Here is a 25,538-nt window from a genome sequence, read left to right on the forward strand (position 1 = left end):
GCATCGGATGCACACCCGGGACGATGGCGTCCGGACCGCACAGTGCGTGCAAACCAGGACGTTCTTGTGCCAGGGGACCACTGCGACAAACTGGCGCATTATAGGGCGCTTCCCATACACGGACAAGGGCGCGCCTTGACCGCAAGGCTTGCACGTCGCCTTATTCTGTGCATTGGCCAGGCTCCTATCATCGCCCTGCCCGCCGCGCCGGCACTATGGTTGCGGCAATCTTGCGCCGGCGCAAGTTAACTCAGTTTTAACCTGTGCGGCGCGGTTTTGCACGGCCGATCTGGTCGAGCGGCACCACCGCGCGGCCTTCGCCGTCGCGCACCTGCGCGCCGCGCGGGGCCAGCTTCCAGGCATGGCCGTAGACGATCTCGAAGCTCAGCGGGATCACGCCGTCGGCGTTGCGCCGCCGCTCCAGCGCCCGGGTCAGCGCCTGGTACCAGCCGCGGCCGCGCAGGCCCTGCGGCGGCGCCCCGGCCGGCGCGCGCAGGCCGCCAAAGGCCTGTACCTCGCGCAGCAGCGTGGCGGGCGACTCGTAGGTCACGGTCAGGGTTTCCATGTCCATCACCGGGGTCGACCAGCCGCTGTGCACCAGCATGTCGCCGATATCGTGCATGTCGACAAAGCGCAACGTATGGGGCGCGTCGTCGACCTCGGCGAAGGCCGCGCGCAGCTCCTTCAGTGTGTCCGGGCCGAACAGCGAAAACAACACCAGCGCTTCGTCGCGCGCCACGCGGTGCCACTCGGGGAACACGCGGTGTGGCTCCGGATGCCAGTGCAGCGCCAGGTTGGACCATAGCAGGTCGAAGCTCGCGGGCGCAAAAGGCAGTGTGGCAAGATCGCCCTGGACCAGGTCGAACAGCGGCCGCTTGCCCAGCATGCGGCCGATCCAGCCGGGCCGGCGCTGCGGATCGCGCTGGCCGGCCTCGGCCAGCATCGCGCCGGAAATATCCAGGCCGGCGATCTGCGCATCCGGAAAGCGCGCGCGCAGCCCGGCCAGGCCCTGGCCATGGCCGCAGCCGATATCCAGCGCGCGCTGCGGCGCCAGGCGGATCACCTCCATGCGCTCCTGCATGCGACGGCCGATCTCGCCCAGCAAAAAATCGAGCTGGCCGAAGCCGCGGCTGCGCCGGTCAAAGGCGAGCCGGGTCAGGCGCGCGGGCGGCAGGAAGGCATCGGGAGAATCGGCGGCATGCAGGGACACGGGCAGGCAGGGCAGCAAGAGAACCAGGAACCGGCGCGCGGGCAGGCACTGCCCCAGGCGCCGGATGAACACGGCCGCCGCGCCCGATGGGCCGCGGCCGGACGGCAAGTATACGCGCGCGCCGCGCTGGCTGCCGGCGCCGCCGGCCGCGCGCTGTCCGACGCGGGCGGGCTCCTGCTGCCCAGCACCTGCGCGCTGTGCGGGGCGGTGCAGCGGCAGGCGGTGTGCGCGCCCTGCGCCGCCGACCTGCTGCGCCCGGTGCGGCGCTGCCCGGTGTGCGCGCTGGCGCTGGGGCGGCATCGCCACTGCCCGGCCTGCGGCGCATCGCCGCGCGCCTTCGACCACGCCTATACGCTTGGTGACTACGCCTCGCCGCAGGACCAGCTGGTGCTGGCGCTCAAGTTCGGCCACGCCTTGCCGCTGGCGGCGTGGCTTGCCGCCCGGCTGGCCGACGACTTGCCCGCGGCCTGGGCCCGCGCCAGTCACGGCACGCCGGACCTGATTGCGCCGGTGCCGCTGTCGCCGCAACGGCTGGCCGCGCGAGGCTTCAACCAGGCCTGGGAAATCGCGCGGCCGCTGGCGCGCCGGTTGGGCCTGCGTGCCGATCCAGTGCTGCTGCAACGCCGGCGCGACACTGGCAGCCAGCGGGCGCTGGACCTGGCCGCGCGGCAGGTGAACCTGCGCGGCGCGTTCGCCCTCACCCGCGCCGCCAAGCGCCTGGATGGTCTGCACGTGGCGCTGGTGGACGATGTGATGACCTCCGGCGCGACCCTGCACGAGGCCGCCGGCATGCTCAAGGCCCAGGGCGCGGCCCGGGTCAGCGTGATCGTTGCGCTGCGCACGCCGTAGCAGGCTGGATGACAGGGGCGCAGGCGCGCGGTAAGCTGCGCACCGTTCTGACGAAGGGCGCCACGCGCCCGCCATCGCCCGCATCATGTTCAACGTTGTCCTGGTCGAACCGGAAATCCCGCCCAATACCGGGAATGTGATCCGCCTGTGCGCCAACACCGGCGCACAGCTGCACTTGGTCAAGCCCCTGGGATTTCCGCTGGAGGACACACGCATGCGCCGCGCGGGCCTGGATTACCACGAGTACGCCACCATGCGCGTGCACGAGAGCTGGGACGCGCTGATGGCCAGCGAGCAGCCGGACCCGACGCGGATGTTTGCGTTGACCACGCGCGGCTCCACGCCGTTCGGCCAGGTCGCGTTCCGGCCCGGCGACTGGTTCGTGTTTGGCTCAGAGACGCGCGGACTGTCCCCCGAGCGGCGCGAGTGGTTTCCACCCGCGCAGCGCATCCGGCTGCCGATGCGGCCGGACAACCGCAGCCTGAACCTGTCGAACACGGTGGCCGTGGTGGTGTTCGAGGCCTGGCGCCAGAACGGCTTCGCGGGCGGCAGCTAAAGGCCGCCGCGCAGTGCCTACTCGGGCTGCACGCCGGCCGCGCGGATCACCTTGTCCCAGCGCGCCTTCTCGCTCGCCATGGTCTGCCGCAGCGAGGCCGGCGCGGTGCCGGCCGGCACGAAATACTGCGCGCGCATCTTGTCGCGCACGTCGGCGCTGCCGATGATCGCCACCAGTTCGCGGTAAAGCCGGTCGATCACGGCCTGCGGCGTGCCCGCGGGCGCCAGCACAGCCTGCCACGAAATCGCCTCGAAGCCGGCATAGCCGGACTCCGCCACGGTCGGCACCGACGGCAGCACCGCGGTGCGCCCCGTGGTGGTCACGGCCAGCACGCGCAGCTTGCCGGCATTGACCTGCGGCATCGCAATCGCCGGCACCATGAAGGCCGCCTGCACCTGGCCGCCGATTATCGCCGTGGTGATCTGCGGAAAGCCGGGGTACGGCACGTGCTGCAGCTCGACGCCCGCCATCGCCTTCAGCTGCTCCATCGCCAGGTGCGAGGCGCTGCCGTTGCCGGGCGAGCCATAGTTCAGTTCACCCGGACGGGCCCGCGCCAGCGCGACGAACTCGCGCAGGTTATGCGCCGGCAGCCGCGCATCCACCACCAGCACGTTAGGCGAAGTCGCCACCAGCGTGACCGGGGCGAGTTGGCGGAACGGGTCGTAGTTCAGGTTGCGCGACAGCGTGGGGGCGGTCACCAGCGGGCCGTTGATGGTGAACAGCAGCGTGTAGCCGTCTGGCGCGGCGCGCGCCACCATGCCGGTGCCAATGTTGCCGCCGGCACCCGGGCGGTTTTCCACCACCACCGGCTGGCCCAGCGCGGCGGCCAGCTTTTCAGTCAGGATGCGCGCGATCAGGTCGGGCGACGAGCCGGGTGGGAATGGCACTACCATGCGAATTGGCCGCGCCGGCCACGGTTGCGCCAAAACGCTGCGCGAGGTCCCAGCGGCGCAGGCGGCAGCGAGCGCGATCAGCGCTTGTCGTCGTGTTGACATGCGAAGCCTCAGAAACAGGGGGAAACGCCGGCGCTCATTCGTCGCGCGCGTCGCGCTGCAGCAGCTGCGCGACCGCATCTGCTGCGCTGAGCCCGTCGAACAGCACGGCGCAGACGGCGCGCGCGATCGGCATCTCGATACCATGCGTGGCGGCCAGCGCAGCCACCGCCTGGGCGCAGCGCACGCCTTCGGCAACGTGCCCGAGCCCGGCCAGGATCTGTTCCAGGCTCTGCCCCGAGGCCAGTTGCTGGCCGACCTTGCGGTTGCGCGAGAGGTCGCCGGTGGCGGTCAGGATCAGGTCGCCGACGCCGGCCAGCCCCATGAAGGTCTCGACGCGGCCGCCCAGCGCCAGGCCCAGCCGCGTCATCTCGGCCAGCCCGCGCGTGACCAGCGCGGCGCGCGCGTTCAGCCCCAGGCCCAGCCCGTCGCTGGCGCCGGTGGCAATCGCCAGCACATTCTTGACGGCGCCGCCGACCTCCACGCCGGTCAGGTCATCGCTGCCATAGATGCGCATCGCATGATGGTGGAAGGCGGCCTGGGCGCGCTCAGCCAGCGAGGGCTGGTTGCCCGCCACGGTCAGCGCGCACGGCAGCCCCAGGGCCACCTCGCGCGCAAAACTCGGGCCGGTCAGCACGCCATAGGCAAAGCCCTCGGTGCGCCCGGCGGCGTCTAGCTCGGCCCGCACCATCTGGTGCGGCAGCAGGTGGGTCTCGGCCTCGAAGCCCTTGCACAGCCACAGCATCGACACCGGCTTCGCGCCGCGCGTGGCCAGCCTGCGTGTCATCTCGCGCAGGCCCGCGACCGGGGTGGCCACCACTACGATGCCGTCCGGATCGTCGGCGGCATGCGCCACGGCCTGCGCGAAATCCGGCTGCACCGCGAGCCGCTCGGACAGCGTCACGCCCGGCAGGTAAGTAGCGTTCTCGCGCGTGGCCGCGAGCGCCGCGAGCTGCGCCGGGTCGCGCCCCCACAACACCACGTCATTGGTGGCCGCGGCATGGCTGGCGAGGGCAGTGCCCCACGCCCCGGCACCCAGGAAGGTCAGTTTCATGGCAGCTCGAACAGTGGAAGGCGCAAGCGTTCTGGCCGCTTGCGCCTCCGATGGTAGCCCAAAGGCAAAACGGGGCCGCAGCCCCGTTTCGATGGATGGCGCAGGACGCCGGGCTCAGTGGCGAGCCTGGCTGCCGTCGGGCATGACGATGCCGCTGTTGCCGCCTTCGGCACCCTGGGCTTCTTCCATGGCAGCCTGCAGGCGTTGCTCGTACAGCGCCTGGAAGTTGATTTCCGACAGGTGGATGGCCTGGAAGCCGGCACGCGTAATCACGTCGGCGATATTGCCGCGCAGGTACGGGTAGAGGATGGTGGGGCAGGCAATGCCCAGCAGCGGATCCAGCTGTTCCACCGGCACGTTGCGGATATCGAAGATGCCGGCCTGGTGCGCTTCCACCAGGAAGGCAACCTTGTCCTGCACCTTGGTCGTCACGGTGCCCGTCACCACCACTTCGAAGATGCCTTCCTGCAGCTGCGAAGCGCCGACGTTGACCTGCACTTCCACCGACGGGGCTTCCGATTCCAGGAAGATGCCCGGCGAATTGGGCTGCTCCAGCGACATGTCCTTCAGGTAGACACGCTGGATGTTGAAAAAGGGTTGATCGTCCTGCTGGGTGTTTTGCTGGTCGCTCATGAAAGGCTTCCGGGAGGATGGGCTGGATGCGTGTCGGGTACGGCGGCGGCAGCGCCTGCATCGTGCAGGGCCGGCCGGTGCCCGGTTGGAAAACGCATATGGTACATGACGCGGGTGGCGAATTCACCCGCGCCGGAGGGATGCCGGGACCACCCCGCGCGAAATCAGATGATTCTGCGCAGGGGACAATCCCAAGGCGGCTCAGGCGGCCAGCAGCGGCACCAGGCCGCCCTGGCGGTCGAGCGCCGAGAGGTCGTCGAAGCCGCCCACGTGGGTGTCGTCGATGTAGATCTGCGGCACGGTGCGGCGGCCGGTGCGGGCCATCATCTCTTCACGCTTGCCCGGTTCGCGGTCGATCAGGATCTTCTCGATCGTTTCGACGCCGCGGGACTTGAGCAGGCGTTCAGCCATCACGCAATACGGGCACACCACGGTGCTATACATGACGACGCGGGCCATGTGGGGTCTCCTTGAATGCAATGGGCGCGGCCCGGCAAGCCGGGGCACGCTGTGACGGATTTGGCAGGATGCCCCGGTTACTTCACCAGGGGCAGGCCTGCCTGCTGCCAGGCGGCGATGCCGCCCTCGAGCGCGTAGATCTCACTGTAACCGGCTTCCTTCAGCGCTGCCTGGGCCTTGCCCGAGCGCTGGCCGGTCTGGCATACGACGATGATGGGGGCAGCCTTGTCCTTTGCAAGCCCGGCCGCGCGCGCGGCCAGGTCGCCCAGGGGCGCGCTCTTGGCTTGCGGCAGGTGGCCCTTGGCGTACTCGGCGGGCTCGCGGATGTCGACCACGACGGCGCCGCGCTTGTTGATCAGCTGGGTCGCGGTGGCGGTGTTGACCGACTTGCCGCCGGTACTGCGCGAGATCGCGGGCCAGGCCAGCAGGCCGCCCGAGACCACGGCAAGGGCGATCAGGGCGAGGTTGTTGTAGTCGGCGAAGAAATTCACGTTGGCATTCCGGTAGGTTGGGTCGGCGGCATTATAAAATACGCGGTTTGGCGTCCAGGCCCTGCCGTTGCACGGCCATCCGCCATTGTCGCCTGTCTGAGACATTGGGGTCACGTGTGCATCCCATCAGCCTGCTCCAGGTGACGGCGCGGACGCATGCAGGTTACCTACTCTCTGGAAGCAGCAGCATGTACAAGCTCGTTCTCATCCGCCACGGCGAATCCACGTGGAACCTCGAAAACCGCTTTACCGGCTGGGTCGATGTCGACCTGACCGAAACCGGCGCCGACCAGGCGCGCCAGGCCGGCAAGCTGCTCAAAGAGGCCGCTCTCGGCTTCGACGTGGCCTACACCTCGGTGCTCAAGCGCGCCATCCGCACGCTGTGGCATGTGCAGGATGAAATGGACCTGATGTGGATCCCGGTGCGCAACGAATGGCGCCTGAACGAGCGCCACTACGGCGCCCTGGCCGGCCTGAACAAGGCCGAGACCGCGGCCAAGTTCGGCGACGAGCAGGTGCTGGTATGGCGCCGCAGCTACGACACGCCGCCGCCGGCGCTGGAGCCGACCGATCCGCGCGCCTCGTACGACGACCCGCGCTACGCCGGCGTGCCGCGCCATGAAATCCCGCTGACCGAGTGCCTGAAGGACACCGTGGCGCGCGTGATGCCGCTGTGGAACGAATCCATCGCCCCCGACATCCAATCCGGCAAGCGCGTGGTCATTGCCGCCCATGGCAACAGCATCCGCGCGCTGGTGAAATACCTGGACCAGATTTCGGATGACGACATCGTCGGCCTCAATATCCCCAACGGCACCCCGCTCGTCTACGAGCTGGACGCCGACCTGCGCCCCCTGCGCCACTATTACCTGGGCGACCAGGACGCCATCGCCGCCTCGCTGGCGGCCGTGGCCAGCCAGGGCAAGGCGCGCTGAGATCCGCCCGGGTGGCCGCGCGCAGATGTGCGGCCGCCCACCCTGAGCCGGGACGGGACAGGCCCATTTCTCCACCCGCACTTATACTGTCGGACAAAACTGGGACGAACACCCGGCGCCGGGCGGCCGCAGCCGGCATAATCCCCCTACCGTACACCCGTACTTCGCGTACAAGTTCAGGCAGCCCTCATGCGCAAGACGCTCAAGAACATCAGCCTAGTTTCGGTCGGCCTCGTCGCCGGCGTGCTCGCCACGCTGCAGATTTCAGCGACCGCGCAGAATTCATCGGGGCCCCTGCCGCTGGACCAGTTGCGGCTGATGGCCGATATCTTCGGGCAGATCAAGCGCGAGTATGTGGAGCCGGTCGATGACAAGAAGCTGCTGACCGAAGCCATCAAGGGCATGGTCGCCAGCCTCGACCCGCATTCGTCCTACCTCGACGAGAAGGATTTCAAGGAACTGCAGGAAGGCACGCGCGGGCGCTTTGCCGGCCTGGGCATCGAGATCTCGCAGGAAGAGGGCCTGGTCAAGGTGATCAACCCGATCGAGGACACGCCCGCCTTCCGCGCCGGCATCCAGCCCGGCGACCTGATCACCCGTATCGACGACAAGCCCGTGCGCGGCCTGCCGCTGGAGCAGGCGGTCAAGCGCATGCGCGGCGAGCCCGGCACCAAGGTCACGCTGACGATCTACCGCAAGAGCGAGGAACGCACCTTCCCGGTCTCGATCACGCGCGCCGAGATCCGCGTGCAGTCGGTCAAGGCCAAGATGCTGGACAACAATATCGGCTGGATCCGCCTGACCAGCTTCCAGGAACGCACCATTTCGGACCTGTCGCGCAAGCTGGTCGAACTGGCGCAGAAGAACCCCAACATGAAGGGCCTGGTGCTGGACCTGCGCAACAACGGCGGCGGCGTGCTGCAGGGCGCGGTCGGCGTCGCCGCGGCCTTCCTGCCGGAAGACGCCACGGTGGTGTCGACCAACGGCCAGGTGCCCGATGCCAAGCGCGTGTACCGGGCTTCGTACAACAACTACCGCCTGTCGTCGCTGGAAGAGGATCCGCTCAAGGGCCTGCCGGCGCTGTACAAGAAGATCCCGATGGTGGTGCTGACCAACGCCTACTCGGCCTCGGCTTCCGAGATCGTGGCCGGCGCGCTGCAGGACCACCACCGCGCCCAGATCATGGGCAAGACCACCTTTGGCAAGGGCTCGGTGCAGACCGTGCGCCCGCTCACCAACGACACCGGCATCAAGCTGACCATCGCGTACTACTACACGCCGAGCGGCAAGTCGATCCAGGCCAAGGGCATCCGCCCGGATATCCCGGTCGACCAGAACCCCGACGGCGATCCGGACGACGCGCTGATCACGCGCGAGATCGACACCGAGCGCCACCTGCACAACAAGCAGGAATCGGAAGAACCGGAAATGACTGAGCGCGAGCAGCGCCGTGTCGAAGAGCTGCGCCGGCTGGAAGAAGAGAACGCGAAGAAGACCCCGGAAGAGCGCGAGAAGGAGCGCCGCAAGAAGCCGGTCGAGTTCGGCTCGGCCGACGACTTCATGCTGCAGCAGGCCATCGCCCAGCTCAACGGGCAGCCGGTCAAGCGCTCCAAGTCCAAGCTGGAAACCAATCCGCCGGCCGACAACGGCAAGGCGGCGAAGCCTACGGGCAAGAGCGGCGCCAAGGGCGCCAGCGCACCGGCCGCCAAGCCAGCCGCTCCGGCGCCAGGCAAGCAGCCGCCGGCCAGCGCGCCGATCGGCGAGCCGCTGGGCACGCCGACCGGCAAGGCGCCCTGATTCCACAGCAGACGCGACCTGCACGCGCTGGCAAGATCCGCGCGCTGCCGGTTTGCTCCCCTCTCCCGCTTGCGGGAGAGGGGCAGGGGGTGAGGGCAGGAGTGTCAAAGGCTGAGGGCGGTGAGTTAACACCCCTGGCTTCGCTTGAAGTGGTTCCTTGCTAGTCCACCGCTCTCCCCAACACTCTCCCCCTGAGGGGAGAGGGAGAACACCTTGCTTGGGCTAGCTCGGGCGGCTTTGGAGGACCCAAAACCGCCCTCCCCCTGCAGCACTCGAGGGATTACCTCATGAGCGACGACGGCCTCAACGACGAACAACTGCTGCGCTACTCGCGCCATATCCTGCTGGACGAGCTTGGCATTGAAGGCCAGCGCCGCCTGCTGGCCGGCCATGCCGTGGTGATCGGCGCGGGCGGTCTCGGCGCGGCGGCCCTGCCCTTCCTGGCCTCGGCCGGCGTCGGCCGCATCACCGTGGTCGACAACGACGAAGTCGACCTGACCAACCTGCAACGCCAGATCATCCACACCACCGCCAACGTGGGCCGGCCCAAGGTAGAGTCCGCGCGCGAAGGCATGCTGCGCATCAACCCGGGCCTGGATATCGTCACGGTGCCGGCGCGCGTGGGCGATGCCGAGCTGGACCAGCTGGTGGCGTCGGCCAGCGTGGTGCTGGACTGCTGCGACAACTTCGCTACGCGCCAGGCCGTCAACCGCGCCTGCGTGCGCCACAAGGTACCGCTGGTATCCGGCGCCGCGCTGCGCTTCGACGGCCAGATCAGCGTGTTCGACCGCCGCCAGCCGGACGCGCCCTGCTACGCCTGCCTGTTCCCCCCGGCCGAACCCGCGCCGGAAGTCGCCTGCGCCACCATGGGCGTGTTCGCGCCGCTGGTCGGCATGGTCGGCACGGTGCAGGCGGCCGAGGCCCTCAAGCTGCTCGCCGGCGTGGGCGACAGCCTGGCGGGCCGGCTGCTGATGGTCAATGCGCTGTCGATGGAATGGACCACGATGCGGCTGGCGCGCACGCCGGATTGCCCGGTCTGCGCCGGGCATTGAGCGCGATGCTCAGGCGTGCCGCGCCGTGTGCGCCCGCAGCCAGTCGGTGACGGCGGCACGGTCGCCGCGGAACACGATGCGGGCTTCACGCTGCTCGCTCTGGAATGCGTACATGGGATCGTAGTACTCGCGCAGCAGTACCTCGATCCAGCCCCGGTGCAGTTCCACCTCGCCCGACTCCGACTGCCGCGCCAGCGCCTGTTCCAGCAACGCTGACAGCTTGCCGTAGCGCTCCCCGCCGAGCCGCGGCGAAATGCCGGCCATGGCCTCGCGCAAGCGCGCGGCATAGGCTTCGAAGCCTTCCCTGCTGCCCTGCTGCGCAATGAATTCCGCTGCCAGGCCTTGCACATAGTCGCGCAGCACGCGCTCGACGCGTTCGTCGAACGAGGCTTCCAGCCAGACCAGCGGGCTGGCCTGCATGCGCTGCGTGAGCACTTTGGGCACATTGCGGCTGCCGATGAAGCGGCCTTCGTCCTCCACCACCAGCGCGCGGTTGCCTGCGTCAATACGCCGCAGCACGTCGATGGCCAGCGCATTCTCGAAATCGACCTGCGGCGGCTGTGCCAGCGCGCGCCGGCCGAACGCCGAGCCGCGATGGCGTGCATGGCCTTCCAGGTCGATCGATGCCGGCACGTCGGCCAGCACGTCGGTCTTGCCGCAGCCGGTCAGGCCGCCCAGCACGATCCATGGCTGCGCTGCCGCCGCGGTATCGATGGTCTCGATCAGGAAGCCGCGCATCGCCTTGTAGCCGCCGGTCACGCGCGGATAGTCGACGCCGGCCGCGTGCAGCCACTGCTGCACCAGCTGCGAGCGCAGCCCGCCGCGGAAGCAATACAGGTAGCCGTCCGGATGCGCGCGCGCAAACTCCGCCCAGGCCGCGATGCGCGCCGCCTTGCGCAACCCCGACACCAGCTGGTGGCCCAGTTCGATCGCCGCCTGCTGGCCCTTCTGCGTATAGCACAGGCCAACTTCGTGGCGCTCGGCATCGTCCATCAACGGCAGGTTGACCGCGCGGGGGAAGGCCCCGCGCGCGAACTCCAGCGGCGCGCGCACGTCCAGCATGGCCACGCCACTGAGAAACAGCGTGCGGAAATCGGCGGTATCCGGGCGCATCAGCGGATCTCTACGGCCAACGCGGCGCGGGCCACCATCTCGCCGATCGGGGCCAGGGACAGCCCCAGGCGCTGGCATTCGGCCAGGAACGCGGCTTCGCCGGCGGGCTCGACCGCCACCAGCAGGCCGCCGCTGGTCTGCGGATCGCACAGCAGCGCACGTTGCGCCTCGGTGAGCGGCGCGATGCGATGCCCGTAGCTGTCGAAGTTGCGCTGGGTGCCGCCCGGCACGCAGCCCTGGCCGATGTAGTCGATGACGTCATCCAGCACCGGCACCGCGGCATATTCGATGCGGGCGGTCAGGCCGCTGCCGTCGGCCATTTCCACCAGGTGGCCAAGCAGCCCGAAGCCGGTCACATCGGTCATCGCGCGCACGCCGGGCAGGCGTCCGAAGGCGCTGCCGGGCCGGTTCAGCACGCACATCCAGTCACGCGCCAGATGGCGGTTGTCGGCGCGCAGCAGTCCTTTCTTTTCGGCCGTGGTCAGCACGCCGATGCCGAGCGGCTTGGTCAGGTACAGCCGGCAGCCCGGCGTGGCGGTGTCATTGCGCTTCATGTGCGCGCGCTCGACCAGGCCGGTCACCGCCAGGCCGAAGATGGGCTCGGGCGCATCGATCGAATGCCCGCCCGCCAGCGGGATGCCGGCGTCATCGCAAGCGCGACGTCCGCCCGCCACCACTTCGCGCGCCACCTCGGGCGGCAGCACGTTCACCGGCCAGCCCAGGATGGCGATGGCCATCAGCGGGTCGCCGCCCATGGCGTAGATGTCGCTGATCGCATTGGTCGCGGCGATGCGCCCAAAGTCGAACGGATCGTCGACGATCGGCATGAAAAAGTCCGTGGTCGAAACCACCCCGCGCTGGCCGTCGGCGCCATCCAGCGCATACACCGCCGCATCGTCGCGCGAGGCATTGCCGACCCACAGGCGCGGGTCCAGGTGCTGCGCACCGCTGCCGGCCAGGATCACGTCGAGCACCTTGGGGGAAATCTTGCAGCCGCAGCCGGCACCGTGGCTGTACTGGGTCAGGCGGATGGGACGGGTCATGAGCGTGGGCTCCGCGCGGCGCGCCGGCGGGTCAGGAGCCTTGGCCCCGCCGGCGACGCCTGGATGAAGAGAGGAATTGGAATGAGAAGGGTTACCGCCTGCAGGCGAGCAACCGGGCGGAGCCGAATAGCGCCGCGCGCGGGGCGGGCCGCCCCGCAGGGACGGCCGCGCCGGAGACGGCGGCTTATTGCTCGCCCGGCTCCATCTGCGACTGCAGGTAGTTCTGCAGCCCGACCTTGTCGATCAGGTCCAGCTGCGTTTCCAGGTACTCGATATGTTCCTCGGTATCGGTGAGGATATCGACCAGAATTTCGCGGCTGACGTAATCGCCGACCGATTCGCAGTAGGCAATGCCTTCCTTGACGGTGGTGTGCGCGGTCTGTTCCAGCTTCAGGTCGCACTTGAGCATCTCGGGCGTGTCTTCGCCGAGCAGCAGCTTGTGCAGGTCCTGCAGGTTGGGCAGGCCGTCCAGCATCAGGATGCGCTCGATCAGGCGGTCGGCGTGCTTCATCTCGCCGATCGATTCCTTGTACTCCACGTCGCCGAGCTTCTTCAGGCCCCAGTGGCGATACATGCGGGCGTGCAGGAAATACTGGTTGATCGCGGTCAGCTCATTCTTGAGCTGGGCGTTCAGATGCTGGATGACCTTCTTGTCACCTTTCATTGGCGGCTCCTGTTGCATCGGGCCCGCGCAAAAATACGAAACGGCGCCAATGGCGCCGTGCAGTCAGTGAGAAAAGAAATGCGCAAAAACGCGCCATGAACTGACGCTTCAGTTCATGGGCGCGTTCAGGCCACCAGCGCCTTGCGCTGGTCGTTCGCGACTGCCGGGTCCCGAGTGTCCATTATGGTACATGGGCCCGATGCGGAACAGGAAGAAATCTCCACAACCTGGATGCTGGCGAGGGTCGCGACGGTCACGTTGCGTACCGCGGCCACGCCTTCCTGCAGCACCTGCTGCGCGCATTCGCGGCAACGGCCGCAGCACGTGCCGACGCCGAGCGTTTCAGCCAGTTCATCGAGGGTCTCGACGCCCAGGTGCGCGGCACCGTGAATCTCACGATCGGTGATCTGGTTGCAGATGCAGACGTACACAAGCCCCTCCGTTGCGGCGCGGGACACCGGCATGTCCTCGCGAATGAACGTCAGAATATCAGAGATCAATAATGATAACAATTCCCATTAAGCCACTTCGCAACAGGTCGATTTCACGTCACTGACTGTAAAAAAGAGGCGGCTGGTGCCGCACTTTCCAGGTCATGGAAGTGCACCACCAGCCGCCTCGATGATTGAGAAAACCCTGATGTCCTCAGGGTCGTGAGATCTGCCGCAGGACCGCCGCCTGCTCCTCCGGATCGTAGGCCTGCAGCAGCTGGTCAACCAGCGGCTCGAGGCGTTCGCAGTGGGCGTGCAGGATCTGCTGCTTGACGCGCAGCAGTTGCGCCGGGTGCATGGAGAATTCGCGCAGCCCCATGCCCAGCAGCAAGCGCGTCATGGTCGGGTCGCCCGCCATCTCGCCACACACCGCCACCGGCACGCCGGCGCGGTTGGCCTCGCGGATGGTGCGCGCCACCAGCTGCAGCACCGCCGGGTGCAGCGGGTCGAACAGGTGCGCCACGGCGTTGTCGGCGCGGTCGATGGCTAGCGTGTACTGGATCAGGTCGTTGGTGCCGATCGACAGGAAATCCATCTTGCGCAGGAACAGCGGCAGCAACAGCACCGCCGCCGGGATCTCGATCATGGCCCCGACCTTCATGCCCGGATCGTAGGGCTCGCCGCGCTCGTCCAGCTGGCGCTTGGCCTTGGCGATCAGCGCCAGGGTCTGGTCGATCTCGCTGGCATGCGCCAGCATCGGCACCAGCAGCCGCACCGGGCCGAACGCCGAAGCGCGCAGCAGCGCCCGCAGCTGGGTCAGGAACATACCGGGCTCCGACAGCGACCAGCGGATCGCGCGCAGGCCCAGCGCCGGATTCAGCGCGGTCTCGAAGTCATCGGCGCGACCGTCGCCGCGCGCGTCGAGCGGCTTGTCGGCGCCGATATCGATGGTGCGGATGGTCACCGGCAGCCCGTGCATGGCGTCAACCGCGCCACGATAGGCCTGGAACTGCTCGTCTTCGCCCGGCAGCTCGTCGCGCCGGTTCATGAACAGGAACTCGGAACGGAACAGGCCGACGCCGACCGCGCCGGCGGCCAGCGCGGCGCCGGCGTCCTGGGCCATCTCGATATTGGCCAGCAGCTCGATCTCGATCCCGTCCAGCGTCACCGCCGGCGTATGGCGCAGCCGCTGCAGGCGCTTCTTCTCCAGCACACGCTCGCTCTGCCGGTGGCGGTATTCCTCGAGGATGATGGCGGTAGGGTCGACGATCACCAGGCCGGCATCGCCGTCGATGATGATCCAGTCATCCTGGCGGATCAGCTCGCTCGCGCTCTGCACGCCGACCGCGGCCGGAATGTCGAGGCTGCGCGCAACGATGGCGGTATGCGAGGTGCGCCCGCCCAGGTCGGTGACGAAGCCGTGGAACACGGTGTGGCGGAACTGCAGCATGTCGGCCGGCGCGATATCGTGGGCGACCACGATCACGCCGGGGGCGGGCTCGCCGTCGGCGGCCAGCGCGGGCACTGGCGCGGGCACCAGCACCGGCGCGCCGGCCAGCGCCTTGAGGATGCGCTCCACCACCTGCTCGATATCGGCCTTGCGCTCGCGCAGGTATTCGTCCTCGATCTCGTCGAACTGGCGCATCAGCTCTTCGAGGCGCGTGGTCAGTGCCCACTCGGCGTTGTAGCGCCGGCCCCGGATCAGTGCCTCGGGCTCGCGCGCGAGCGCCTCGTCGTCGAGGATCATCGCGTGCACGTCGAGGAACGCGCCCAGCTCTTCGGGCGCATCGCGCGGCAGGTCGCGCTTGAGCGCGGCCAGTTCGGCACGCACCGCGGCGCGCGCCGCGCGCAGCCGTTCCACCTCGGCGTCGAGCTGCTCTTCATCGACCAGGTAGTGCGACACGTCCAGCGCCGCGGGCGCAAGCAAGTGCGCGCGCCCGATGGCGACGCCGCGCGAGACCGGGATGCCGTGCAGGGCGAAAGGCATGTACCGCTCCGTCAGGAACGTTGATCAATTCGGGTCAAGGCCGCCGGCCTCACTCCCCTTCACCAAAGCGGTTGGCAATCAGTGCCAGCAGCGCGTCCATCGCCTCCTGCTCGTCGGGCCCCTCGGTCTCGAGCGTCACCGTCGAGCCGATGCCGGCGGCCAGCATCATCACGCCCATGATGCTCTTGGCATCGACCTGGCGTCCGTTGCGGGACATCTTGACCTGGCTGACGAAGCTGCCGGCGAGCTGGGTCAGCTTGGCGGACGCGCGTGCGTGCAGTCCGAGTTTATTGATGATGGTGGTGTCCCTCTGCAGCATATTTGTCGGGATGATTGGCGGTTTGGTTCTGGACGGTGGTGGTGCCGACCTGCAGCACGCCCTGCGCGCCGCCGGCCAGCGCCTTGGTGGCAAGCTGGTCCAGCTTTTCGGCTCGGTAGCAGATGGCGCGGACCAGCATGGGAAGGTTGACGCCGGCCAGCACGCGCACGCGGCCTGGCTCGGCCAGGCGCGCGGCGATATTGGCGGGGGTGGCGCCGAAGATGTCGGTCAGGACCAGCGCGCCGTTGTCTTCGCAGATGGCATCGAGCCGGCGCCTGGCTTCGGCCAGCACAAGGGCGGGATCCGCGTCGGGAAGGACGTCGATGGCTTCCAGCCGCTGCGGCTGGCCACAGTAGACGTGGGCGGCGCAATCGCGCAAAGCTGAAGCCAGCGGGGTGTGCGCGATGATCAGGATGCCTGCCATGATGGTGAATCCGTTGGATTGCCCCGATTGTAGCAGGCGCCCCCCGCGCTCCCGCTGCCGGTCGGGGCAGGGACGGCTAGGTGCCGGCAGCACTCACGGCGTGCTCCAGCGCGTCGATAAACATCGCCGCGACATGGAAGCCGGTCTGCTGGGTGATCTCCTGGAAACAGGTCGGGCTCGTCACATTAACCTCAGTCAGGTAGTCGCCGATGACGTCCAGGCCGACCAGCAGCAGGCCCTGCTCCCACAGCCCCGGCGCCAGCGCCTCGGCGATCTCGCGGTCGCGCCGGCTCAGTTCCTGGGCGCGCCCGGTACCGCCCGCGGCAAGGTTGCCGCGCACTTCGCCCGCCATCGGCACGCGCGCCAGCGAATACGGCACGGGCACGCCGCCGATCAGCAGCACGCGCTTGTCGCCGTCCTTGATCGCCGGGATATAGCGCTGCACCATCAGCGAGCGGGCGCCGTCCTGGCCCAGCGTCTCGACGATCGCCGCCAGGTTCATGCCGTCCGCGCCGACCCGGAACACACCCATGCCGCCCATGCCGTCCAGCGGCTTGACGATGATGTCGCGATGCTCGGCGTGGAAATCGCGGATCCGTGCCAGGTCGCGCGTGACCAGCGTCGGCGTGATGAACTCCGGATACTGGGCGATCGCCAGCTTTTCGGAATGGTCGCGGATCGCCCGCGGCTTGTTGAAGACCCGCGCGCCCTGCGCCTCGGCCAGCTCCAGCAGCCAGGTGCTGGTCACGTACTCCATGTCGAAGGGCGGATCCTTGCGCATCAGCACCGCGTCGAAGGCCGACAGCGGCTCGAGCGCGCTGTTGCCTTCGCGGTACCAGGCGCCATGTCCGTCGCCGCCCTCGCCGGTCAGGTGCAGGCGCGTGGCCACGGTCTCGACGGTGCGGCCCGACAGCGCCAGTTGCGGCTGCAGGCACCAGTACAGCTCATGGCCGCGCGCAGCGGCCTCGGCCATCATGGCGTAGGTGGAGTCCTTGTAGGTCTTGAAGGTCTCCAGCGGATCGGTGATGAAGAGGATGCGCATGGTGGCGTTCAGATGATCGGGTTCGGGTCGGTCTTCTCGAGTTCCAGCGACGCCGCCAGCAAGGCCAGCCGGGCCACCACGCCATACATGTAGAAGCGGTTCGGCACCGCCGCGCCGGGCTTGGCATGGCTGTCGGGGATGCCATTGGGCGCAAACGCCAGCGGCACGAAGTGCATGCCCGGGGCGTTCAGGTTCTCGTCGTTGCCGCGGCCGGTGTGCACGCGGTAGAAGCCGCCCACCACGTAGCGGTCGATCATGTACACCACCGGTTCGGCCACGGCCTCGTTGACCTTCTCGAAGGTGTGCACACCCTCCTGGATGATGACGTCGCTGACCTCCAGGCCCTCCTTGACGACGCTCATCTTGTTGCGCTCTTTGCGGTTCAGGCCCTTGATCTCGGACGGGTCGCGCACGGTCATGATGCCCATGCCATAGGTGCCCGCATCGGCCTTGACCACCACGTACGGCGTTTCCTTGATGCCGTACTCGCGGTATTTCTTGGCGATCTTCTTCAGCACGCCTTCGACCGCGTCGGCCAGTTCTTCCTCGCCCACGCGCTCGTGGAAATTCACGCCGGTGGTGCGCGCAAAGTACGGGTTGACCATCCACGGATCGATATCGATCAGCTTGGCGAACTTCTTGGCCACCTCGTCATAGGCGGAAAAGTGGCTGCTCTTGCGGCGCGTGGACCAGCCGGCGTGCAGCGGCGGCAGCAGGTACTGCTCATTGATGTTTTCCAGGATCGGCGGAATGCCGGCCGACAGGTCGTTGTTGAGCAGGATCGAACAGGGATCGAAATCCTTCAGGCCCAGCCGGCGGCCCTTGGTGCCCAGGCGCGCCAGCGGCTCCACCACCAGGGTCTGGCCGTCGGGCAGCTCGATCGGGGTCGGCTCGGTGATTTCCTCGGAAAGCGAGCCCAGGCGCACGTTCAGCCCGGCCTGGCGCATGATCAGCGACAGCCGCGCCACGTTCTGCAGGTAGAACATGTTGCGGGTGTGGCGCTCCGGGATCAGCAGCAGGTTCTTGGCGTCCGGGCAGATCTTCTCGATCGCCGCCATCGCCGCCTGCACCGCCAGCGGCAGCATTTCCGTGGCCAGGTTGTTGAAACCGCCCGGGAACAGGTTGGTATCGACCGGCGCGAGCTTGAAGCCGGCGTTGCGCAGGTCCACCGAGCAATAGAACGGAGGCGTATGCTCCTGCCATTCCAGCCTGAACCAGCGCTCGATGGACGGCGTGGCGTCCAGGATTTTCTTTTCCAGTTCGAGCAGCGGACCGTTCAGCGCGGTGATGAGATGCGGGACCATATCCATCCTATAGATCGTCTAAATCGTTCGCCCCGATTGTAGAGGAACGGCCAACCAAGCGCTGGCACACCCTTTATAAGGATATGCAGCGCCTGGCATAAGGGATAACGATATGGGGATGGGCCGCGGGAAATAAAGAGGCCGCGCCGGCGCCGGCGGCCGGGCAAAAAAAAGCGCGGCGATGCCGCGCTTTTAAATGGCCTGACAGATACGGGGAGCGTTCTGCAGGTGGAGGAAACTGCCTCAAGGGCAATGTATGTCTGCAGCACATTAAATACAACTGAAGCTTTTTAAGATCGGATTTAAGCACTTTGCGAAAAGCCCGCGCCCGGCGCGCGGGATTGCCGGTTTGCCCGCCCCAGTACTGCGTTTGCCGGTTTCGGCGAGCGTCGTGAATAACGTCCCGGCGGCCGGCTTCGAGCGCGCGGGCGCCCTCAGCCGCATGCCAATGTCTGCAACCTCAGTCAACGCCGACAAGAAAAAAGCCCGGCACGCAGCCGGGCAAAACTCCTGAGAGCAGATTCCCAATCAGCCCTCCAGCACAACACGGTTTCGCTCAGCCTTCGTACGCGGTCTCGCCGTGCGAGGTGATATCCAGGCCTTCGCGCTCTTCGTCTTCCGGCACGCGCAGGCCGATCAGCATGTCGACCAGCTTGTAGGCGACAAAGGCGACCACGCCCGACCACACCACGGTGGTCAGCACGCCTTCGAACTGGATCCACAGCTGGCCGGCGATCGAGTAGTCGTCCGCCACCTTGTTGGCCACGTAGTCGTAGATGCCGGTGCCGCCCAGGCTGGGCGCGGCGAACACGCCGGTCAGCAGCGCCCCGACGATGCCGCCAACGCCGTGCACGCCGAACACGTCCAGCGAGTCGTCCATGCCCAGCATCCGCTTCAGGCCGGTCACGCCCCACAGGCACAGCAGGCCGGCCACCAGGCCCATCGCGATCGAGCCCATCGGGCCGACAAAGCCGGCCGCCGGGGTGATCGCCACCAGACCGGCCACCGCGCCCGAGGCGCCGCCCAGCATCGACGGCTTGCCCTTGCCGAGCCACTCGCCGAAGGTCCACGCCAGCACCGCGGCACAGGTGGCCAGCAGCGTGTTGACGAAGGCCAGCGCGGCCGAGCCGTTGGCTTCCAGCGCCGAACCGGCGTTAAAGCCGAACCAGCCGAACCACAGCAGCGAGGCCCCCACCATGGTGAAGGTCAGGCTGTGCGGACGGATCGCCTCGCGGCCGAAGCCGATGCGCTTGCCGAACATGAAGGCACCTACCAGGCCCGCCACGGCGGCGTTGATGTGCACCACGGTGCCGCCGGCGAAGTCGAGCGCGCCCTTCTGGAACAGCCAGCCAGCCTTGGCCGTTGCGGCAGTGCCCGCGGCGGCGTCGGTGTAGGCGTCCGGACCCGGCCAGAACCAGACCATGTGGGCCATCGGGATGTAGGAGAAGGTGAACCACAGCACCACGAACACCAGCACGGCCGAGAACTTGGCGCGTTCGGCGAAGGCGCCGATGATCAGGCCGCAGGTAATGCAGGCGAAGGCGCACTGGAAGGCGAAGTAGCCCAGTTCCGGCACCACCACGCCCTTGCTGAAGGTGGCGGCCACGGCCTCGACCGTCAGCCCCTTCATGAAGAGCCGGTCAGTGCCGCCGAAGAAGGCGTTACCCTCGGTAAAGGCAAAGCTGTAGCCGTAGATTGCCCACAGCAGCGCTACCAGCGAGAAGATCACCAGGCACTGCATCAGCACCGACAGCATGTTCTTGGAGCGCACCAGGCCGCCATAAAACAGCGCCAGGCCTGGCAGCGTCATCAGGATCACGAACGCGGTCGAGACCAGCAGCCAGGCGGTGTCGCCCTTGTTGGGCACGGGTGCGGCAGGCGCCGCGGCGGCTTCCGCCGGTGCGGCCACGGGTGCCGCGGCGGGCGCCGGCGTTGCTGCCGGGGCAGTTGCAGCGGGTGCGGCGGCGGCCGCGGAAGTGGCAGCGGCCGAAGCCTCAGCCGCCGGCTTGTCCTGCGCGGCGGCCGGCGTCGACATGCCCACGCCAGCCGTGCCGAGGGCCAGCGCCATCGCACCCGCCGTCAGGAATCGCTTGATCCAGGTTTTCATGGAATTCACCTTTGTCTCTATGCTGTCTTGGGTCACAGGGCATCGCCACCGGTCTCGCCGGTGCGGATGCGGATGACCTGCTCGATCGGGGCCACGAAGATCTTGCCGTCGCCGATCTTGCCGGTGCGAGCCGATTTCTCGACCGCCTCGATGGCGCGCTCGACCACGTCGTCGGGCACGGCCACCTCGATCTTCACCTTGGGCAGGAAGTCGACGATGTATTCGGCGCCGCGATACAGCTCGGTATGGCCCTTCTGGCGGCCGAAGCCTTTCACTTCGGTCACGGTGATGCCGGACACGCCCACGTCCGACAGCGCTTCGCGCACCTCGTCGAGCTTGAACGGCTTGATGACTGCGATGATGAGTTTCATCAGGATTCTCCTGGGAGCGGACCGGCATCAGCCCGCCCGGGGCTGCGTCAGAGTTAGAAAGTCTTGGTGATCGAGGCCCAGGCCGCGGCCTTGCCCAGGTAGCGCCCACGGTTGGCGCTGGTGTAGGCCACTTGCTTGGCGTTGGTGTCGACATAGGCGACCGCCAGCGCAAAGCCCTTGCCCAGGTCCTTGGTCAGGCCGATCTTCCAGTCGGTGTACGAGGCATCGCTGTTGTGCTTGACGCCCTGGTAGCCGACGTGCGCGTTCAGCGTCAGGTCCCAGAAATTGAGCGGCACGTTCGCGCTGAGGTCGACGTAGTAGCTGTTCTTGCTGTCGGCCCAGCCAAACAGGTTGGTGACCGAGTGCGAGTACTTCAGGAACACCGGGCCCCAGCCGACCCCGGCATACAGTTCGGTGGTGTACGGCCGCGGATTGTTGTAGCCGCCCGGGTAGTAGTACTCGAGCACGCCCAGGTCATAGGCGAACTCGGTGCCAGCCACCTTGAAGGTGTTCTTGAAGCCGCCGTAGAAATCCATTTCGACCGGCGCCGACACTGCCGGGTTGGCATCCTCCAGCCAACTGATGCTGGAGTTCCAGTTGCCCACGTAGAAGCCGCTTTCGTGGGCGTAGTCGAAACCGCCCTGGATGGCCGGGCGCAGGTTGGTCTGGCTGATGCCGCGATAGCGGTAGTCCGAGACCAGCGACACGTTGGCCGTGAACGTATGCGGCGAGGCCGGCTCGGCAGCCGGGGCCGCGGCGTCGGTGCTCTGTGCCAGGGCGCCGCCCGCGGCACTGGCCAGGACCAACGCGCTGACTGCAAGGGCCAACTTCTTCATGGGGTTTTTCTCCTTTTTGCTGATGGCTCGGATTTCGTTTAGTTGGAATTCCGGTGAAGCTTCGAGGCAGCTCGGGCACCACTACTGCAACTGCCGTGCCAACCTGCGGCATCCCGCCGTCTGCGGGCGGTCCCTGCGCACCTGCGCACTCGGGCCAGGCGCCGGCGCGGGCCTGAATCTGGCCCGCAGCGACGCCAGATCGGGTTAAAAGGTGTGAACGGCGCGGCGCCGGTCCTTTCGCGCGCGTGCCGCTGGGGCGATAATCGAGACCTGACGGTGGCCGCATACGGCCCGCGCGCACACGAACCGCCCGCATTCAGGGCGCCCAAATCCTGTGCGAAAGCGCGCCATACGCTAGATGTCCACCCGGATTCGCACCACTCAGGTGCGCAAAGGAGAAACCATGAAACCGACCGATCTCTTCAACGACCTGCAAAACAAGGTCAGCGAGGCGCTGCGCAATTCGCCGGCAAGGGACATCGAGAAAAACGTGCGCAGCATGATGACCCAGGGCTTTGCCCGGCTGGACTTGGTCACGCGCGAGGAATTCGACGTCCAGTCGCAGGTGCTGGCGCGCACCCGCGCCCGCCTGGAGGAATTGGAAAGCCGCGTGGCGGAGCTCGAGCGCCGCGCCGGCATCCCACCCGGCGCCGGCTCGGTGGACTCGACCGGGGGCGCGTGAGCACGCCGGTCCCCCGCCCTGCTCCAGCCTGTCTGAAGGCCGCCAGTCCTGGCGGCCTTTTTCGTTAACAGTTTCGTGCGGTTCGATGTCATGAGCCTTGCCGTCCTACGCAGCCGGGCCCTGACCGGCATCGCCGCGCCGCCGGTGCGGGTCGAGACCCACCTGGCCAACGGCCTGCCAGCGTTCACCATCGTCGGCCTGGCCGACACCGGCGTGCGCGAAAGCCGCGAGCGCGTGCGCGCCGCCATCCTCAACAGCGGCTACGAGTTTCCCAACCGCCGCATTACCGTCAACCTGGCCCCGGCCGACCTGCCCAAGGAGTCCGGCCGTTTCGACCTGGCCATCGCGCTCGGCATCCTGGCGGCCAGCGGCCAGATTCCGTCGGACGCGCTGGACGCGCACGAATTTGCCGCAGAGCTGTCGCTGTCCGGCGAACTGCGTCCAGTGCGCGGCGCGCTGGCCATGGCGATGGGGTTGGCGCGCGACAACGCCGCGCGCGCAGCCGCCGGCGAGGCGCCGCGCGCTTTCCTTGTCGCCGCGGGCAACGGTGCCGAAGCCGCGCTGATCGAAGACCTGCCCGTGCACGCCGCCGCCACGCTGCGCCAGGCCTGTGACCACCTCGGCCCGGTGGCCGAGGCGCGGCTGCCCCGCGCCATGCCGCCCCTGCTGCCCGCCGCTACCGGGCGCAGCCCCGACATGTGCGAAGTGCGCGGGCAGGCGCAAGCGCGCCGCGCCATGGAGGTGGCTGCCGCGGGGCAGCACTCGGTGTTGCTGGTGGGACCGCCGGGCACCGGCAAGTCGATGCTGGCGCAGCGCCTGCCCGGCCTGCTGCCGCCGATGTCGCTGCAGCAGGCGCTGGAAGCCGCCGCCGTGATGAGCCTGACCCCGGGCGGCTTCCGCGCCGATGCCTGGGGCCTGCGCCCGTGCCGGGCGCCACACCACACCGCTTCGGGCCCGGCCATGGTCGGCGGCGGCGGCAATCCGCGCCCGGGCGAGATCTCGCTGGCGCACCACGGCGTGCTGTTCCTCGACGAATTGCCTGAATTCGACCGCCGCGTGCTGGAAGTCCTGCGCGAGCCGCTGGAATCGGGCCGCATCACCATCGCCCGCGCCAATGGCCACGCCGACTTCCCCGCCTGCTTCCAGTTCGTGGCGGCGATGAACCCGTGCCCGTGCGGCTACCTTGGCCACCCCGACCGGCCCTGCCGCTGCACCCCCGACCAGGTGCGGCGCTACCAGTCGCGGATCTCCGGCCCCATGCTCGACCGCATCGACCTGCAGGTCGAAGTGCCCGCGCAGGATCAAGGCGAAATGCTCGACGGCCCGCCCGGCGAAGCCAGCGCCGCGGTGCGCGCGCGCGTGCTGGCCGCGCGCGAACGCCAGCTAACCCGGCAGGGCAAGCCCAACAGCGAACTGGCCGGGCGCGAGATCGAGCAGCACTGCGCCATGGACCCGCAGGCGCAGGCCTTGCTGCGCGGCGCGATGACACGGCTGGCATGGTCGGCACGCTCGTACTTCCGCGTGCTGAAGGTCGCGCGCACCATTGCCGACCTGGCCGGCGCCGAGGTGCTGAACGCCGCCCACGTGGGCGAGGCGATCCAGTACCGGCGCGCGCTGCGGATGGCCGGCGGCTGACGGCCTTTGCTCAGTGCGGCGGGGCCCGCAGGCGCAACGGGTCCGGCCAGCCGCTCAGGCTTCCTCCGACCATTGCACGCCTTCGCGCGCCATGAACGCCGACGACGCCGCCGGCCCCCACGTGCCGGCGGTATAGGGCCGCGGGCCTTCGTCCTGCGCGCGCCACGCCTCAAGGATCGGGTCGACCCAGGTCCAGGCGGCCTGCAGCTCGTCGCGCCGCACGAACAGCGCCAGCCGCCCGCGGATCACGTCGAGCAGCAGGCGCTCGTAGGCTTCGGCACGGCGCGTGGTGAAGGCCGAGTCCAGGTTCAGCGCCAGGCTCAGCGGCTTGAGCTTCATGCCCTCGCCCGGCTGCTTCACCATCAGCGTCAGCCGCACCGCCTCTTCCGGCTGCAGCCGGATCACCATGCGGTTGGGCTGCAGCGTGCTGCCCGGATCGAAGATCGAATGGGGCACCTCGGCAAAGTGGATCACCACCTCGGTCACGCGCTCCTGCATGCGCTTGCCGGTGCGCAGGTAGAACGGCACCTGGTTCCAGCGCCAGGTGCCCAGCTCGGCCCGCATCGCGACAAAGGTCTCGGTGCGGCTGTCGGGCGGAATCCCGTCTTCCTGCAGGTAGCCCCGCACCAGCTCGCCGCCGATGGCGCCGGCGGTGTACTGGCCGCGCACGGTGTTGCGACGCACGTCCTCGGGCGACATCGGCCGCAGCGAGCGCAGCACCTTGAGCTTTTCATCGCGCACCGCGTCGGAGTTGAGCGATGCCGGCGGTTCCATCGCCAGGATGCTGACCAGCTGCAGCAGGTGGTTCTGCACCATGTCGCGCATGGCGCCGGCCTCGTCGTAGAAGCCGCCGCGCGTGCCCACGCCGACGGTCTCGGCCACGGTGATCTGCACGCTGCGCACGAACGGTGTGCGCCACAGCGGCTCGAAGATCGAATTGCCGAAGCGCAGCGCCATCAGGTTCTGCACCGTCTCCTTGCCCAGGTAATGGTCGATCCGGTAGGTGCGCTCCTCGCTGAAATAGCGGCTCACCACCTCGCCGATATCGATCGCCGAGGCCAGGTCCACGCCCAAGGGTTTTTCCAGCACCAGCCGGGTATCGCCGGCAATCAGCCCATGGCTGGCGAGGTTGTCGCAGGTGGCAGCGAACAGCCCCGGCGGCATCGCCATGTAGTAGATGCGCAACGCGTCGTTGCGCAACTGCGCGGCCAGCGCGGGATAGTCGGCGGCCTGCGCGGCGTCGAGATGCACGAAGTCCAGCCGCTGCAGGAAGGCCTGCCATTTGCCCGCCTCGATATAGCGCGCATCGACAAACGGTTGTGCGCTTTCGTCGGCAAAATTGACAAAGGCCTCGCGGTCCCACCGGTGCCGTCCGACGCCGATGATGCGGGTACCGTCCGGCAGGTTGCCGTCGCGGTGGCACATATAGAGCGAGGGCAGCAGCTTGCGCGCCGACAGGTCGCCGGCGCCGCCGAAGATGACAAGGTCAAGCGGCCGGTCGTCGGCAGTGCCGAAGGCAGAGACGGTGCGGGTGGTTGGCATGACGGGCTCC

26 protein-coding genes are annotated in these 25,538 nt (G+C 68.0%); 7 read left to right on the forward strand and 19 right to left on the reverse strand.

All coding sequences use genetic code 11. The annotated features are described in order from the left end of the window. Positions 1-256: 256 nt before the first annotated feature. Complete coding sequence (locus E5S69_RS07120) at positions 257-1,210, reverse strand: methyltransferase domain-containing protein (RefSeq protein ID WP_171514305.1); 954 nt, start codon at positions 1,208-1,210, stop codon at positions 257-259. Here E5S69_RS07120 and E5S69_RS07125 point away from each other — a divergent pair. After that, the gene (locus E5S69_RS07125; RefSeq protein ID WP_171514306.1) at positions 1,199-2,059 is read left to right on the forward strand and encodes a ComF family protein; all 861 of its coding nucleotides are present in this window, start codon (positions 1,199-1,201) and stop codon (positions 2,057-2,059) included. The genes E5S69_RS07120 and E5S69_RS07125 overlap by 12 nt on opposite strands. An 85-nt stretch (positions 2,060-2,144) precedes the next feature. Next, positions 2,145-2,615, forward strand: a complete 471-nt coding sequence (gene trmL, locus E5S69_RS07130; protein WP_171514307.1) for a tRNA (uridine(34)/cytosine(34)/5-carboxymethylaminomethyluridine(34)-2'-O)-methyltransferase TrmL — start codon at positions 2,145-2,147, stop codon at positions 2,613-2,615. Between the two features lie 17 nt (positions 2,616-2,632). Here the strand turns inward: trmL and E5S69_RS07135 are convergent, their stop codons facing one another. The 5 genes from E5S69_RS07135 to E5S69_RS07155 all read right to left on the reverse strand — a co-directional run bounded on the left by E5S69_RS07135 (position 2,633) and on the right by E5S69_RS07155 (position 6,244). Next, positions 2,633-3,610, reverse strand: a complete 978-nt coding sequence (locus E5S69_RS07135; RefSeq protein ID WP_171514308.1) for a Bug family tripartite tricarboxylate transporter substrate binding protein — start codon at positions 3,608-3,610, stop codon at positions 2,633-2,635. A gap of 34 nt (positions 3,611-3,644) precedes the next feature. Continuing rightward, positions 3,645-4,661 (reverse strand): NAD(P)H-dependent glycerol-3-phosphate dehydrogenase, encoded by a 1,017-nt coding sequence (locus tag E5S69_RS07140; RefSeq protein WP_171514309.1) that lies wholly within the window; start codon positions 4,659-4,661, stop codon positions 3,645-3,647. 114 nt (positions 4,662-4,775) lie between these two features. Continuing rightward, positions 4,776-5,294 carry a protein-export chaperone SecB gene (gene secB, locus E5S69_RS07145; protein ID WP_010814828.1) on the reverse strand — a complete coding sequence of 173 codons (519 nt, stop codon included), beginning with the start codon at positions 5,292-5,294 and terminating at the stop codon, positions 4,776-4,778. Positions 5,295-5,495: 201 nt separating this feature from the next. Beyond that, positions 5,496-5,753, reverse strand: a complete 258-nt coding sequence (gene grxC / locus E5S69_RS07150; protein ID WP_115663138.1) for a glutaredoxin 3 — start codon at positions 5,751-5,753, stop codon at positions 5,496-5,498. A gap of 77 nt (positions 5,754-5,830) precedes the next feature. After that, positions 5,831-6,244, reverse strand: coding sequence for a rhodanese-like domain-containing protein (locus tag E5S69_RS07155; protein WP_171514310.1), 414 nt, complete (start codon positions 6,242-6,244; stop codon positions 5,831-5,833). Positions 6,245-6,432: 188 nt separating this feature from the next. Here E5S69_RS07155 and gpmA point away from each other — a divergent pair, with 188 nt between their 5' ends. The 3 genes from gpmA to E5S69_RS07170 all read left to right on the forward strand — a co-directional run bounded on the left by gpmA (position 6,433) and on the right by E5S69_RS07170 (position 10,028). Further along, complete coding sequence (gene gpmA, locus E5S69_RS07160) at positions 6,433-7,179, forward strand: 2,3-diphosphoglycerate-dependent phosphoglycerate mutase (protein WP_171514311.1); 747 nt, start codon at positions 6,433-6,435, stop codon at positions 7,177-7,179. A 189-nt stretch (positions 7,180-7,368) separates the two neighbouring features. After that, entirely contained in the window at positions 7,369-8,976 is a 1,608-nt protein-coding gene (locus E5S69_RS07165) for a S41 family peptidase (RefSeq protein WP_171514312.1), read from the forward strand. 287 nt (positions 8,977-9,263) lie between these two features. Then, positions 9,264-10,028, forward strand: coding sequence for a HesA/MoeB/ThiF family protein (locus E5S69_RS07170; RefSeq protein WP_171514313.1), 765 nt, complete (start codon positions 9,264-9,266; stop codon positions 10,026-10,028). 9 nt (positions 10,029-10,037) lie between these two features. Here the strand turns inward: E5S69_RS07170 and mnmH are convergent, their stop codons facing one another. From mnmH to E5S69_RS07230, 12 genes are all read right to left on the reverse strand, one after another. Next, on the reverse strand, positions 10,038-11,141 hold the full coding sequence (gene mnmH, locus E5S69_RS07175; RefSeq protein WP_171514314.1) for a tRNA 2-selenouridine(34) synthase MnmH: 1,104 nt from the start codon (positions 11,139-11,141) through the stop codon (positions 10,038-10,040). Beyond that, positions 11,141-12,184, reverse strand: a complete 1,044-nt coding sequence (gene selD, locus E5S69_RS07180; protein ID WP_171514315.1) for a selenide, water dikinase SelD — start codon at positions 12,182-12,184, stop codon at positions 11,141-11,143. The genes mnmH and selD overlap by 1 nt, the downstream gene beginning before the upstream one ends. 184 nt (positions 12,185-12,368) lie before the next feature. Beyond that, entirely contained in the window at positions 12,369-12,848 is a 480-nt protein-coding gene (gene bfr / locus E5S69_RS07185) for a bacterioferritin (RefSeq protein WP_078195143.1), read from the reverse strand. 125 nt (positions 12,849-12,973) lie between these two features. Beyond that, a complete protein-coding gene (locus E5S69_RS07190) occupies positions 12,974-13,279 on the reverse strand; it encodes a (2Fe-2S)-binding protein (RefSeq protein ID WP_026164535.1) in 306 nt (101 codons plus the stop codon). Between the two features lie 214 nt (positions 13,280-13,493). Continuing rightward, a complete protein-coding gene (gene ptsP, locus E5S69_RS07195) occupies positions 13,494-15,266 on the reverse strand; it encodes a phosphoenolpyruvate--protein phosphotransferase (protein ID WP_171514316.1) in 1,773 nt (590 codons plus the stop codon). A gap of 49 nt (positions 15,267-15,315) precedes the next feature. Beyond that, positions 15,316-15,585, reverse strand: coding sequence for an HPr family phosphocarrier protein (locus tag E5S69_RS07200; RefSeq protein ID WP_078195140.1), 270 nt, complete (start codon positions 15,583-15,585; stop codon positions 15,316-15,318). Continuing rightward, complete coding sequence (locus E5S69_RS07205; RefSeq protein ID WP_171514317.1) at positions 15,554-16,009, reverse strand: PTS sugar transporter subunit IIA; 456 nt, start codon at positions 16,007-16,009, stop codon at positions 15,554-15,556. The genes E5S69_RS07200 and E5S69_RS07205 overlap by 32 nt, the downstream gene beginning before the upstream one ends. A gap of 76 nt (positions 16,010-16,085) precedes the next feature. Next, positions 16,086-17,051 (reverse strand): glutathione synthase, encoded by a 966-nt coding sequence (gene gshB, locus E5S69_RS07210; protein WP_171514318.1) that lies wholly within the window; start codon positions 17,049-17,051, stop codon positions 16,086-16,088. A gap of 8 nt (positions 17,052-17,059) precedes the next feature. Continuing rightward, on the reverse strand, positions 17,060-18,355 hold the full coding sequence (gshA, locus tag E5S69_RS07215; protein WP_171514319.1) for a glutamate--cysteine ligase: 1,296 nt from the start codon (positions 18,353-18,355) through the stop codon (positions 17,060-17,062). A gap of 556 nt (positions 18,356-18,911) precedes the next feature. Further along, positions 18,912-20,462, reverse strand: coding sequence for an ammonium transporter (locus E5S69_RS07220; RefSeq protein ID WP_171514320.1), 1,551 nt, complete (start codon positions 20,460-20,462; stop codon positions 18,912-18,914). 32 nt (positions 20,463-20,494) lie between these two features. Continuing rightward, entirely contained in the window at positions 20,495-20,833 is a 339-nt protein-coding gene (locus E5S69_RS07225) for a P-II family nitrogen regulator (protein ID WP_010814843.1), read from the reverse strand. 53 nt (positions 20,834-20,886) lie between these two features. Further along, positions 20,887-21,669, reverse strand: a complete 783-nt coding sequence (locus tag E5S69_RS07230) for a TorF family putative porin (protein WP_171514321.1) — start codon at positions 21,667-21,669, stop codon at positions 20,887-20,889. A gap of 403 nt (positions 21,670-22,072) precedes the next feature. Between E5S69_RS07230 and E5S69_RS07235 the strand changes: the two genes are divergently transcribed. Both E5S69_RS07235 and E5S69_RS07240 read left to right on the forward strand, forming a co-directional pair. Further along, a complete protein-coding gene (locus tag E5S69_RS07235; RefSeq protein ID WP_012351595.1) occupies positions 22,073-22,351 on the forward strand; it encodes an accessory factor UbiK family protein in 279 nt (92 codons plus the stop codon). Positions 22,352-22,441: 90 nt separating this feature from the next. Continuing rightward, positions 22,442-23,986: a YifB family Mg chelatase-like AAA ATPase gene (locus E5S69_RS07240; RefSeq protein WP_171514322.1), complete on the forward strand. Its 1,545-nt coding sequence runs from the start codon at positions 22,442-22,444 to the stop codon at positions 23,984-23,986. A gap of 54 nt (positions 23,987-24,040) precedes the next feature. Here E5S69_RS07240 and zwf read toward each other — a convergent pair whose 3' ends face one another. Continuing rightward, entirely contained in the window at positions 24,041-25,528 is a 1,488-nt protein-coding gene (zwf, locus tag E5S69_RS07245; protein WP_171514323.1) for a glucose-6-phosphate dehydrogenase, read from the reverse strand. Positions 25,529-25,538 lie beyond the last annotated feature (10 nt).

Source organism: Cupriavidus necator, assembly GCF_013141915.1.
GTDB lineage: Bacteria > Pseudomonadota > Gammaproteobacteria > Burkholderiales > Burkholderiaceae > Cupriavidus > Cupriavidus necator_B.